Raw genomic sequence first — 12305 nt, 5'->3', positions numbered from 1 at the left:
AAAAGCTCCCTAAATTGAGAGCTTTTTTATTAAGACAAATTAAGAAACTTTATCGCCAGGTTTTGCACCGCTATCTGGTGAAATAATGAAAATACCTTCACCATTTCCAGCAGCAAGTACCATACCGTTTGAAATACCAAAACGCATTTTACGTGGCGCAAGATTTGCAACCATAACAACCAATTTACCTTTTAGGTCTTCTGGCGCATATTGACTGCGAATACCACTAAATACGTTACGTGGTTCAGCTTCACCAACATCTAACGTCAATTGAAGTAATTTATCTGAACCTTCAACTGTACCTGCTTCAAGTACTTGAGCAACACGTAAGTCAACTTTTAAGAAATCTTCAATACCGATAATTTCAGCTTCACCCACTGCTGGTGTAGGAGTTGCTTTTTTCTCAGCTGCTTTGTCTTTTTTCGCTGCCGCTTTTGTTGCTTCTGGAGCAGGAGCACCTAAAGACTCTTTAGAAGCATCAACCATAGCTGCAACAGCTTTTGGATCAACACGCTGCATGAGAGGTTGGAACTGTGCAATCTCATGACTTACAAGAATTTGTTTACGTGACTCGAAATCGAAGCTTTCAAGTTTTAAGAAATCTTGAACTTGCTTTGCCAAAGTTGGAAGAACTGGAGCCAAGTACACCGCGAGTTGACGGAATAAGTTGATACCCACAGAACATACATCAAGAACTTGTTGCTCTTGACCTTCTTGTTTCGCAAGTGCCCAAGGTTTTTTCTCATCAATATATTGGTTTGCACGGTCAGCAAGCGCCATAATTTCACGGATCGCCGTAGAGAATTCCCGTGCTTCATATGCTTTAGCAATTGAATCGCCTGCATCAATAAAGCTTTGTACTAACTCAGATTCTGTACATTCAGCAGATAAAGTATTGTTAAAGCTACTATTGACGAATTTTGCACAGCGGCTAGCAATATTAACGACTTTACCGACTAAATCTGAGTTTACTTTTTGAACAAAGTCATCAAGGTTCAAGTCAGAGTCTTCAACTTTATCTGAAAGTTTAGAAGCGAAGTAGTAACGTAAATATTCTGGGTTTAAATGCTGTAAATAAGTCTCGGCCTTAATGAAAGTACCGCGAGATTTAGACATTTTTTGTCCATTTACAGTCAAGAAACCATTTACAAACAAGCCTGTTGGAGTGCGATAGTTCGCACCTTCAAGCATTGCGGGCCAGAATAACGCATGGAAATAAACAATGTCTTTACCAATAAAATGATAGACATCGTTTTGGCTATCTTTTTTCCAGAAATCGTCAAAGTTTAAATCTGGGCGTTTAGTTTTAATGTAGTTTTCAAAACTAGACATATAACCAATTGGTGCATCTACCCACACGTAGAAATATTTATTTGGTGCGTCTGGAATTTCAAAACCGAAATACGGTGCATCACGAGAAATATCCCAGTCTGCTAAACCAGCTTCAAACCACTCATCTAACTTGTTCGCAATTGAAAGTGGTAAGCGACCTTCATCACGCGTCCATTTTTGTAAATATTCAGAGAAGTTTGGAAGTTTGAAGAAATAATGGTCTGATGATTTTTCAACTGGTGTTGCACCACTTAAAGTTGAACGCGGGTTAAGTAACTCTGTTGCATTATAAGTTGTACCACACACTTCACATGAGTCGCCGTATTGATCTTCTGACTTACATTTCGGGCAGGTACCCTTAATGAAACGGTCAGATAAGAACATCCCTTTTTCTGGGTCAAATAATTGAGTTACAGGGCGAACTGCAATATTTCCAGCTTCACGGTTTTTAATGTAGATATCTGTTGAGCGTGCTTTGTTTGCATCGCTATGTGTTGAATCGTAATGATCGAAATGAACGCCAAATCCGTCAAAATCACGAATGTGTTCTTTTTGAACATTCGCAATTTGCTCTTCTGGGCTAATACCATTCGCTTCAGCACGTAGCATAATCGCTGTACCATGAGCATCGTCCGCACACACATAAGTCACATCATGACCCATTGCCCGCATGGCACGAACCCAGATATCTGCCTGGATGTAACCGAGTAAATGACCCATATGAATTGGACCATTCGCATAAGGGAGGGCATTAGTGACTAAAATTTTACGCACGGATCTCATTCTCTCATTCGTATTTATAAGGTGGAAGATTTTAACTGATGAGTGAAGAAAAACAAAGCATGAGAAGGATTGCTTCATAAGGGGGGCGAGTGCAAGACAAGAGCTAAGCTTGAGTAGTTGGATAAGCAAAGATTAATAATCTTTGGCTAGAAGCAAGGGGAAGCAAAACATATTTTAAGTTAAAAGTTATTTCTCTTTAGAAAAGATAAACAAATCAAAAAATATTTGAATCTTCCTGTATTGTCTTTGTTTCAAATTGCAGTTACGGTCAGAAAATAAGTCATAACGATGTATAACTATTAACTTACTTCAGGTAATTTTTTTAATTAACGATGAGGATAACAACGATGACTACTGAAAATAAATTAGATGAATTAAAGGCAAAAGCGGCAGATGCAAAAGTAAAGGGTGAGAAAGCTTTGGACGACCTAAAGGAAAATGTTAAAGAGAAACAGGCCGCTGCAAAAGATGCTGTTGAAGATAAAGTAGATGAATTAAAGTCAAAGGCAGCAGATGCAAAAGCACAAGGTGAAAAAGCCTTGGATGATTTGAAGGACAATGTAAAAGAAAAACAGGCTTCTGCAAAAGATGCTGTTGAAGATAAAGCCACTGATTTGAAAGGCAAACTTGATGATGCTCAGCATAGTCTGCAAGATAAGTTTGATCACTTACGTACTGAAGCGGCCCATAAGCTTGATGATGCTAAAGCCAAAGCCGCAGAATTGAAGGAAGAAGCTGCATCAAAACTTGATGAGTTAAAAACCCAAGCAACTGCAAAGTTTGATGAATTGAAGAAAACAGCAACAGACAAACTGAATAAGTTAAAAAATCACGATTCTGCTGAATAAGCTGATTTAAACTAAAATCCGTGCTGCTCACTCAAATGTTGAGGCTTTAAAATTAGCAATTATTCATTTCGAGTTGAGCGAGTACGGACCAATACTGTTACACTAGCTCCAACAAGCTGTAATGATCTGTTTTTGGAGTAAACAATATGTCTTGGCTTTCTTCATTAAAGTCTGTTTTTTCACCGGCACAAGAAGTGAAAGAAGATGAAATCCAAACCGTACTCCAAAATTATTTGCTACCCCATTCCAAAGATGCCTTAAAAGAGCGCATTAGTCAGCTTCAGGTGCAAGGTCGAGTTCTACAACTCACCATTAATACATTTCCTGATGAAAAAGAGCATCTGCAGCAAATTCATGATGAATTAGCCGATGCCTTAGAAAAGTGTGGTATTGAAGAACTTAATTTGCATGTAGTTCAGCAAAAGCGCCCAGCACAAGAAAGCGCAGGTCAAGGTTGTTCATCTAAAGCACCGAAAGAAAATTCAAACTTACCACCAGTAGTTGATGCCTCAACTAAATCTGAACCTGATCCAAACAATCCACCGATTCAAAAAGCTGCTCCTCAACAAAGAGATGTTCCAGCTCATCCTCGAATTAAGAACGTTATTTTGGTTTCATCTGGTAAAGGTGGTGTTGGTAAATCGACCACTACGGTCAATTTAGCGCTTGCCTTACAAAAAATGGGACTCAAGGTTGGGGTGTTAGATGCCGATATCTATGGCCCAAGTATTCCAACCATGTTAGGTAATGCTGGCAAAACACCTCTTATTGAAAGTGAAAATTTTGTACCTTTAGATGCATATGGTATGGCTGTACTTTCTATTGGACATCTCACTGGTGATAACAATACACCTGTCGCATGGCGTGGACCGAAGGCAACAGGTGCTCTAATGCAATTGTTTAATCAAACACTTTGGCCAGATTTAGATGTATTGATGATTGATATGCCGCCGGGTACAGGTGATATCCAACTCACACTTGCACAGCGTATTCCTGTGACTGGCTCAATTATTGTGACGACTCCGCAAAATGTTGCTTTATTGGATGCCACCAAAGGAATTGAGTTGTTTAATAAAGTTGGTATACCAGTATTAGGCGTCGTCGAGAACATGTCGACTCATATTTGCTCGAATTGTGGGCACGAAGAACAAATTTTTGGTATTGGTGGCGGTGATAAGCTTTCCGAACAATACCATATTCCATTATTAGGTCGTTTACCTTTAAATGCTCAAATACGTGAGCATGCAGATGAAGGTAAGCCGAGTGTCGTAGTAATGGATGATGCGGCTGATAGTTATATTGAGATTGCTAAAGCAGTCTGGCAACAGATTGAAAAAATCCCTCAACGCACACGTGATGATAAGCGAATCTTTTGATTCATTTGACCCGACTTTAAGTCGGGTTTTTTTATTGTTCGGTTAAAAGTAAAATTTAAATTACTGAATCTAAATAACAAAGCTTATCTTGAAATTGGCATGTAGATTGCTAGTTTATGCTTTTAAAAAGAAATAGGTGAAAAATGCAATTTAAATATACTTTGGGCGTCATCAGTTTATGTAGTGCGGTATTTTTAATGGGATGTAATGATGACAACTCAACTGTTTCGCAAACATCGACAGTTGAAGAGCAGAAACAGAAACTACAGCCGATTATTATTCAAGGTGCTCTACCTGTAGAATCGCAACAGATGGCAGCTAAATTACAGAATGTGACTGTTGAAAATGTTGGTGGATGGACCTTTTGGAAAGGAACACACAATGGTTATCCAATGATTATATCCAAAACACGTATGGGCATGAGTAACTCTGCTGCTGCAACAGCTTTAGCCATTGAGCGTTATAAGCCGATTGCAATTATTAATCAGGGGACATCAGGTGGACATGACCCAGATCTACATGTTTACGATATTGTTTTAGGAAAGTACGCAACTAATATTGGTGCATTTAGAACCCCTAAACAACCATTAGGAGCTGGATCAAACTCACTCACTTGGGTTGAAGCATTTGATGTTTTACCAACCGATGAGTCTGATCCCGAACCAATTGCAATTCGCAAATTTGAAGCCGATAAAGAGTTATTAATGGCGGCCCATAAAGTTCGTTATGACAAAGGTCAAGTAGTTGAAGGAACGATTGGATCAGCAGATGTTTGGAATAATGAATTGGATCGTATTCAATTTTTCCATCAACGTTATGGTACCTCGGTTGAGGAAATGGAAGCAGCATCAGTTGCACAAATTGCAAGCCAGTTTAATGTTCCTTTCTTAGGAATTCGAATTTTATCTAATAATATTACCAATAATGGCGCATATGACCCAGGTACTGGAGAGGCTTGCCAAGACTATGTGCTTAATGTGGCAGAAGAATATATGAAATCTAAACTAGCAAAATAATAATTTAACTCTATGCAAGAAGATGAGTTCTTAAAGGGCATCTTCTTGTTTCTTATAACCAGCTCGACTTTTCCAATTTCGAATGACCATCCAACGCCAAAAAACTTCAGTCACTATATAAAGTATGATTGCAAATACAAATGCTTCAACTACAAGCCCTGACATTAAAATTTTGGCGAGACTGAAATCTATATGCCCATGACCAAAGTGAGTAATCCACCTAGAAATTTGATGCAGTACACCTAAAAGCATCTTTTTATTGATCATATGTACATGATAAATGTGCGAACCAAACCAGAATCCAGTATATAAAATGGGAACTAAGGTGAGAGGATTACTGAGCCAAGCAAGCATTAGACTAATAGGCAAATTCACTTCAAATAGCAATACTGCCATCACAATAAAGACGCTATGAAATGGAATAGGCAGTAAACCGAAAAATGTTCCTACAAAAACGGCTCTTGTAATTGATTTACGGTTGACATACCAAAGCACAGGATTAAGGGTTTTTTTCCCAAAAATCCTTAAAAATTTCATATTTGAAACTTTCTCTGGAGAAGGAAGCCAAGACTGAAAAAATTGCTTTGCCATAATCATAGGATAGTAGAGTCTAGAGACTCATATAAACACAAAAAAACAATATATTAATTGAAACTTATTGAAAGCTTAAAAATTAAACTTACTGCAGTAATAATTCATTATAGATCTTTTCTAGGTAAAAATAGATTTTAAATAAAAATACTTATATTACTTAATACAATTTGGTACGCAAAGTTCAACAACTGACTGCTAAGTTTTTTAGATTAAAATTTTTAAAAATTACCTATCTTATTGTTTAATATTAATTTTAAAATATTGAATGTTAACTTTTTAAAAAATTGTCTTACAATTAGATTTTGCCTTGGCAAAAAATATCTATTAATCTGAAATGACTACATTGTGAGGTCATTCAATGATTTCATGGCTATTTATTGGCTTAGTTGCCACAATTTTACTTACCCCAGGCCCAACCAATACTTTACTCGCATCGTCAGGAGTACAAGTAGGTCTTAAGAAGTCTGCGAAATTAATTCCGGCAGAAGTTCTTGGATATGTAATTTCTATTTCAGCTTGGGGAATGTTAATTGGGAAGGTATCCGCAACGCTTCCTTTCTTACCTCCTATGCTTAAATTGCTAAGTGCTTGTTACATCATTTTCTTAGCTATTAAATTATGGCATACAGCCAATCAGCAATTTGAGTTAGATCAGCCAACTATTCGCCCGCGTGAATTGTTCTGTGCAACTTTACTCAACCCTAAAGCATTACTTTTTGCTTCAGCGATTTTCCCTGTTACCGCATGGACTGATTTTCATATTTATCTCATTCATATGCTGGCTTATTTAGCGTTAATTACACCGATTGCATTGTTCTGGATTTTCTTGGGTTCAATTTTGGCAGGCAATAAGGTACGGTGGTTAAATCAATCGAATTTACAAAAAACAGCCTCGCTGATCTTAGTGAGTTTCTCAATTCCGATTAGCTATTCTGCTTTATTAAACCTTTAAAAGTTTTACTGAGCTATTCTTATCGAGAAGAGTAGCTCAAGCATTGTTTTCATAATTGCATTTTTACGTTAAAGTACGTCGCAATCAATGAAATTACCTTTTGGATAGAAAATACATGGCTATTAAGTCTGATCGTTGGATTCGCGAAATGAGCGAAAAACACGGCATGATTGAACCTTATGCAGAGAATCAAGTCCGTTTTGATAAGAATGGCGAAAAATTGATTTCTTACGGGGTCTCTAGCTATGGTTATGACGTGCGCTGTGCCCGCGAATTTAAAGTTTTCACTAACGTACATTCTGCAATTGTTGATCCGAAAAATTTTGATGATAAAAGTTTTATCGACATTGAATCTGATGTTTGTATTATTCCGCCAAACTCATTTGCTTTAGCACGTACAATTGAATATTTCCGTATTCCGCGTAATGTTTTGACTGTATGTCTTGGTAAATCGACTTATGCACGCTGCGGTATTATTGTCAATGTGACACCTTTAGAACCAGAATGGGAAGGTCACGTTACTTTAGAGTTTTCAAATACTACGAATTTACCTGCACGTATTTATGCTGGTGAAGGTGTAGCGCAAATGTTGTTTTTTGAAAGTGATGAAGTTTGTGAAACATCTTATAAAGACCGTGGTGGTAAGTACCAAGGTCAAACTGGTGTGACACTTCCTAAAACCTAAGTTGTTTTTAATTTAGATTAAATTCTAAAAATGGGTCACTTTAAGTGGCCTATTTTTGTTGAAAAGTAAAGAAACTGGCGTTCATCGGAATATTAATAAATGAACGTTTTCTTTTGTAAAAAATGATATAAAATGATCAATAATTGATTTGTTTCTTTGAGTTGTATCACACAAATTAAAAGAAACTAGATCGTAAATATCGGCGTTTTCTTTATGTATTTAATTTAAGGTTAAAGCAAGAGAAGCCAAATAAAAAGAAATCAGATTAGATTATGCCCCCAAGGATACGGAGGTCGGTCATGCGACAGTTTAAGTCCCTTCATGTAGCTATTCTAGCACTTGGAAGTTTATGCTTTTCTTCTGCTTATGCTGGTTCTACCTTAGTTCCAATGTCAGATGCTGAGTTGTCAGCTACTCGTGGCCAAGCCTTGATGAGTATGTCTTATATTGCGCCTACCGATGCTGCAAGTAATTCAAGTACTAACGGAAACATGGGATTCTATCGACTTGCTCTAGATGCTCAATTAGAACTGAATGCCAACATTAAAAAATTACAATTAGGTTGTGGTGGTGTTAATGGAGCAGGGGCATGCGATATCGATATTGATTACTTGAGCTTAAGTGGTGGTACTGTCGATAGTACTAGTGCAGAGCGAGCTGCGTCATCTGCTGTTATTACTAATCCATTTTTAGAGTTCGCGGTTAAAAACCCAAATTCAGCTTCTACACGTGAAATACAGGGTTTCCGACTAAGTGCTAAATCTCTTTCTGGTTTGCTCACTTTTGGTTTACAAAATGGTGATGCGGCGAGTGGTATTAATTCATTGAGTGGATACTTGGTGACGAAACCAACAGGGGGAACAGTAACCACAAATCCTTACTACGGTATTACTCAAGATGAAACAAATACTGCAATTACTGGTCGAGCAACTGTTTTAGGACAAGGGGTAACGGTTCCATTTACTTCTACTGGTTATAATTTAAATTTAGGTGTAGGTACTGGTACGTTGTCGATGGGGCAGCAAATCATTACTGGTAAACGTATAAATACAGCTAATCTAAATGCGACTGCACGCGTTGGAGGTTTGGCTATTACAGGAACTTTAGATGCAACCGCTTCTGTATTAGGTGTACCACTTCCTATTTCAGGAAATGTAACTGGTTCTGTGGATAATCTAGATGTTAACGTAGCGATCAAACAAAGTTTGGGTTATTTCCATGCGGCGCAACTAAATGGTTCTGCTGGTTATTTATCTGTACAAGGTGTGAATATATTGTGGCCAGAGGCTGCATCGACTGCCCAAACAGGGTGGTGGCTAGAGCTTACAAACCCAATTGATATTGGTCAAATTACACCAACAGGAAGCGTGGATATTGCCCTTTCTACCATCGTTGATGCCTTAGGACAAGTGAGTTCTTATTTAAATAGCTCAGGTCATGCGGTAGAATGTGGAATTTTAGCGGCTAATTGTTTAATTGCAGGAAATCTTCCTGTTGGAACGGTTGATTTGACTGGTAAAACACCAGCTTCGATGGCTTTAACTAATGTAGTGTTACAAAAACAGAGTTTTTCTTCTAACTGTTATGGTTCTTTAAAATTCTGTTAATAGCGGCAATGCCACTTGTTATTTTTCATTCATCGGAAAAATGTATTTTTTCTCATTTCATTTTGCATTTGACCAAATATTCAGCATAATGGAAATGTGGAAAGGTTGGCAATTTTGAAGTTTGCCTCTGAGAGATGAAAAAGGAAATAATTTCATCTCACATCAAGGACTGTTAAAGAAAAAGAAATATGGTGCACGGCATCGTATAAAACAGGAAGGTCACGATGACTACACTTAATTATACGGTCAGTTTTCAAAAAACCGTTTTAGCAAGTTTAATTGGACTTTGTTTAAGTCAATCAAGTTTTGCTCTTGAAGAACTTTCTGATGCTGGTTTAAGTGAAACTACGGGTGAGGGTATTGCAATATTACCCCAAAATGCATTTATGGTATTCCGTGGTACTGGCCCCAATGAATCTGTAAATCAAATTATTACCGACCGTAGTAAAGATACCGGCTACATTAACTATGTACCTGTTGGGCCTTTGAGTGTGGCAGCTGCTGATACCAGTGGTAATGGCTCTGTTGGACCTGAAGATAAGGCAGTTGGAAAAGCAGATATCTTTCTTTATGGCTTAGCTCTTTCTAAGTCAGATGGTGATGCAAACTCGCGTATTGCCAACACTGCAACAGCAGCTGCGATTTCAAGTTGGGGAACAGGTGCGAACCCGTGGGTATTTAAAGTAAAAACTGCGAATAATATTCCTAACTTTAGCACTACAGATAGTGGTGGTTATCCTGTTACCTATTTATCTTTAGAGGCTCCTCTATACCAGCCTACAATTGATGGTGCAGCAGGAGCAGATGCATATAATTTAAAATTAGGTTTATGGGCTGATGCATTTGTAAGAAACCCTAATATTGTGGCAACTACAAATGGTTCTTTAGCACAATTTCAATATGGCGATAGTAATGGATTAATTGGTACCAGCATTGATACAAGTCGTGCGAACCGTTTACGGTTACAAGGTATTCTAAATGGTTTTAGTCTAAATGGTAGCCAGATTAGTATGTTCCAAACGCTAGGGGGAGCAACTACTGCGGGTGGAATGAGTCCTTTTTATAATAATACTTTGGGAATGTCTGGCTTAGTACGCTTAAATACAGGCGATAGTAAGAATACAAGCATTGTGACTGAAAATGTTACGAGTCAAACCCAAACTTATGCAACGAGCGCGAATAATGGTTGGCAAACAGTACATGCTGGTGCAAATTCAACCTTAAGTACAAGTAGCAGTGGAGATTGTGGTAATAGTAGTACAGGAAGCTTTAGCACATCACGTGGCTGTCGCTACTATGTAGAAAACCGCACCAGAACAGATACAAAAACCTCAAGTAAAACTCGAAGCGCTTTTAATGATACTAGTAAAGTCTTACGATTTAGCACCCGTGAAACCTCAGATTCACCAAACGCATCCAATAATTTATATACACCAGCATTAGACTCTAGTGGTGCTATAGCACCAAAGTTTGCAGACACTGAAGGTTTATATTTATACAATCCAAATATTAACTTGGTCTTAGGTAATTTATATCAACCTCTTATTTTAGGTTCTGACGGTAAAAACTTTAGTATAGAAATCGCACGAATTGCGAATAAGCCGGAAATATATAAACAGATCTACACCGATTACACTGGCGCTGATACTACATATAAAGGCTCTACTTGTAATGTTTATTCTTGTGCTAGCCCTACGCACAGTAGTATCGCAATTGGGACAGTTTACAGTCCTGATAATGGGAAAACCTTATTAGCAGATACAAGTGAAGGTGCAATAGGAGTTTCATTTGGTCGCTTAATTTCAACAGGTACACAGGTTTCTGGAACTTCTGCTGGTAGTCTAGTGTCATTGACTAACTCTGTGTCTGGAACGACCTCTGCAACCATGACAGAAGTCCGTTTCAAACAAAGACAACAGAATACTCAAACATGGAATCAAACCTATAGTTGTGGTTTGTTTAATACAAATTGTGGTTATAAAACAGCTGGTTATTTATATCAGTGGGAATATAACCAAGGTACAGGTACTTGGGTTATTACAAATCCAACTGCTAAACCAGCTGATGCGGCGAAATGTTCTGGTGCATTAGGATGTACGAGTACATCAGGTTCAACTCCAATCTACGGAACGGTTTCAAACCGCGACTGGAGTAATGCATCTATTCCTTGGTTGACTTCACGAAATGCTGTAGTCAACGATTTAATTGGAAGTAGTAATGGTACGACTGGCTATGTAATTCCAACTGCGAATCAGGCCCCTGCATTAAACAACATTACTCCTCTGAACAATTTAGGTTCTGCTGTGGTAGATGGCTTACTCATTCAACATTTAAAACTCACCACAAAAGGTCTATAAGAGGAGGATAGTGCTATGAAAAAAATAACTGCTTTACTCCTTACTCTGTGTGCAACTGCGACTCATGCAGAGTTACAAACCTTGGATAATGATGCTTTACAGGCGATTAATGGCCAAGCTGGTGCTGATTTGTCTTTAATGCTCAATTTAAACCAAACCAGTAACGGTATATTTGATAATGGTAGCGGTGGTGTTTGTGAAAATGTTGAGTTCTGCCATATTGGATTAGCAATTAATAAGCGTTTTGTGCAAGCGGATGCGACTAAACCAAGTGGTTGGGCCGAAAATAGTGATAGTGGTAATAAACTTTGGTTGGTGTTTAAAGGCGTACAAGGAACTTTAAATATTCAAAAAATGGGTTTGGATGGTGCCGATTTAAAGTATCTTGATAAAACCAATACCGAAATTATAAAACCTGCGATTCAACTTAGTTTTAGTGCAGCACAGCCGATTTTAATCCGTAACTTTGGTTTTAACGCGTTATCTATTGAGCAAGATAACTTTACAAGCTCAACCATGACCCAAGGCTCAAGTACCAATATGTATGATTATGCATATTTCAAAAAACCAACGTATGCGGCAACTGCAAATAGTGCAAATCAGCAAGTTGCAACGGCTACACCTTCAGCCTATGACTATGGACGTGAAACAGGCTTTATGGGCTTAATGATGAACGGAAATTTGGCAATTCAAGGAAAAGTCATGGTGTTTAGCTGTGATGGTAGCCATCCCCGTTGTTAACGCTTAATGTAGAT

The 12305-nt window shown here is 38.0% G+C and carries 10 protein-coding genes; 8 read left to right on the top strand and 2 right to left on the bottom strand.

The annotated features are described in order from the left end of the window. Nucleotides 1–39: 39 nt before the first annotated feature. Nucleotides 40–2106 carry a methionine--tRNA ligase gene (metG, locus tag F985_RS18350; protein WP_025469192.1) on the bottom strand — a complete coding sequence of 689 codons (2067 nt, stop codon included), beginning with the start codon at nt 2104–2106 and terminating at the stop codon, nt 40–42. Nucleotides 2107–2462: 356 nt separating this feature from the next. Between metG and F985_RS18345 the strand changes: the two genes are divergently transcribed. From F985_RS18345 to F985_RS18335, 3 genes are all read left to right on the top strand, one after another. Continuing rightward, a complete protein-coding gene (locus tag F985_RS18345) occupies nt 2463–2963 on the top strand; it encodes a hypothetical protein (protein WP_004703453.1) in 501 nt (166 codons plus the stop codon). A gap of 146 nt (nt 2964–3109) precedes the next feature. Then, entirely contained in the window at nt 3110–4339 is a 1230-nt protein-coding gene (apbC, locus tag F985_RS18340; RefSeq protein WP_004703452.1) for an iron-sulfur cluster carrier protein ApbC, read from the top strand. A gap of 143 nt (nt 4340–4482) precedes the next feature. Beyond that, entirely contained in the window at nt 4483–5355 is an 873-nt protein-coding gene (locus F985_RS18335; RefSeq protein ID WP_004703449.1) for a 5'-methylthioadenosine/S-adenosylhomocysteine nucleosidase, read from the top strand. Nucleotides 5356–5385: 30 nt separating this feature from the next. Here the strand turns inward: F985_RS18335 and F985_RS18330 are convergent, their stop codons facing one another. Beyond that, complete coding sequence (locus tag F985_RS18330; protein ID WP_004703446.1) at nt 5386–5952, bottom strand: DUF2062 domain-containing protein; 567 nt, start codon at nt 5950–5952, stop codon at nt 5386–5388. A 355-nt stretch (nt 5953–6307) separates the two neighbouring features. Between F985_RS18330 and F985_RS18325 the strand changes: the two genes are divergently transcribed. The 5 genes from F985_RS18325 to F985_RS18305 all read left to right on the top strand — a co-directional run bounded on the left by F985_RS18325 (nt 6308) and on the right by F985_RS18305 (nt 12291). Continuing rightward, nucleotides 6308–6901, top strand: coding sequence for a LysE family translocator (locus tag F985_RS18325; protein ID WP_004703445.1), 594 nt, complete (start codon nt 6308–6310; stop codon nt 6899–6901). A 115-nt stretch (nt 6902–7016) separates the two neighbouring features. Continuing rightward, nucleotides 7017–7586, top strand: a complete 570-nt coding sequence (dcd, locus tag F985_RS18320; protein WP_002120290.1) for a dCTP deaminase — start codon at nt 7017–7019, stop codon at nt 7584–7586. 299 nt (nt 7587–7885) lie between these two features. Continuing rightward, entirely contained in the window at nt 7886–9193 is a 1308-nt protein-coding gene (locus F985_RS18315) for a hypothetical protein (RefSeq protein WP_004703443.1), read from the top strand. A 224-nt stretch (nt 9194–9417) separates the two neighbouring features. Beyond that, complete coding sequence (locus tag F985_RS18310) at nt 9418–11550, top strand: hypothetical protein (protein ID WP_004703441.1); 2133 nt, start codon at nt 9418–9420, stop codon at nt 11548–11550. Between the two features lie 15 nt (nt 11551–11565). Further along, nucleotides 11566–12291 carry a DUF6160 family protein gene (locus F985_RS18305; RefSeq protein ID WP_004703439.1) on the top strand — a complete coding sequence of 242 codons (726 nt, stop codon included), beginning with the start codon at nt 11566–11568 and terminating at the stop codon, nt 12289–12291. Nucleotides 12292–12305 lie beyond the last annotated feature (14 nt).

The sequence above is a fragment of the Acinetobacter seifertii genome, assembly GCF_000368065.1.
In the GTDB taxonomy this organism is placed as follows: domain Bacteria; phylum Pseudomonadota; class Gammaproteobacteria; order Pseudomonadales; family Moraxellaceae; genus Acinetobacter; species Acinetobacter seifertii.
Note: the sequence above shows the minus strand (reverse complement) of the source record. Positions and strands in the feature narration are given on the sequence as shown.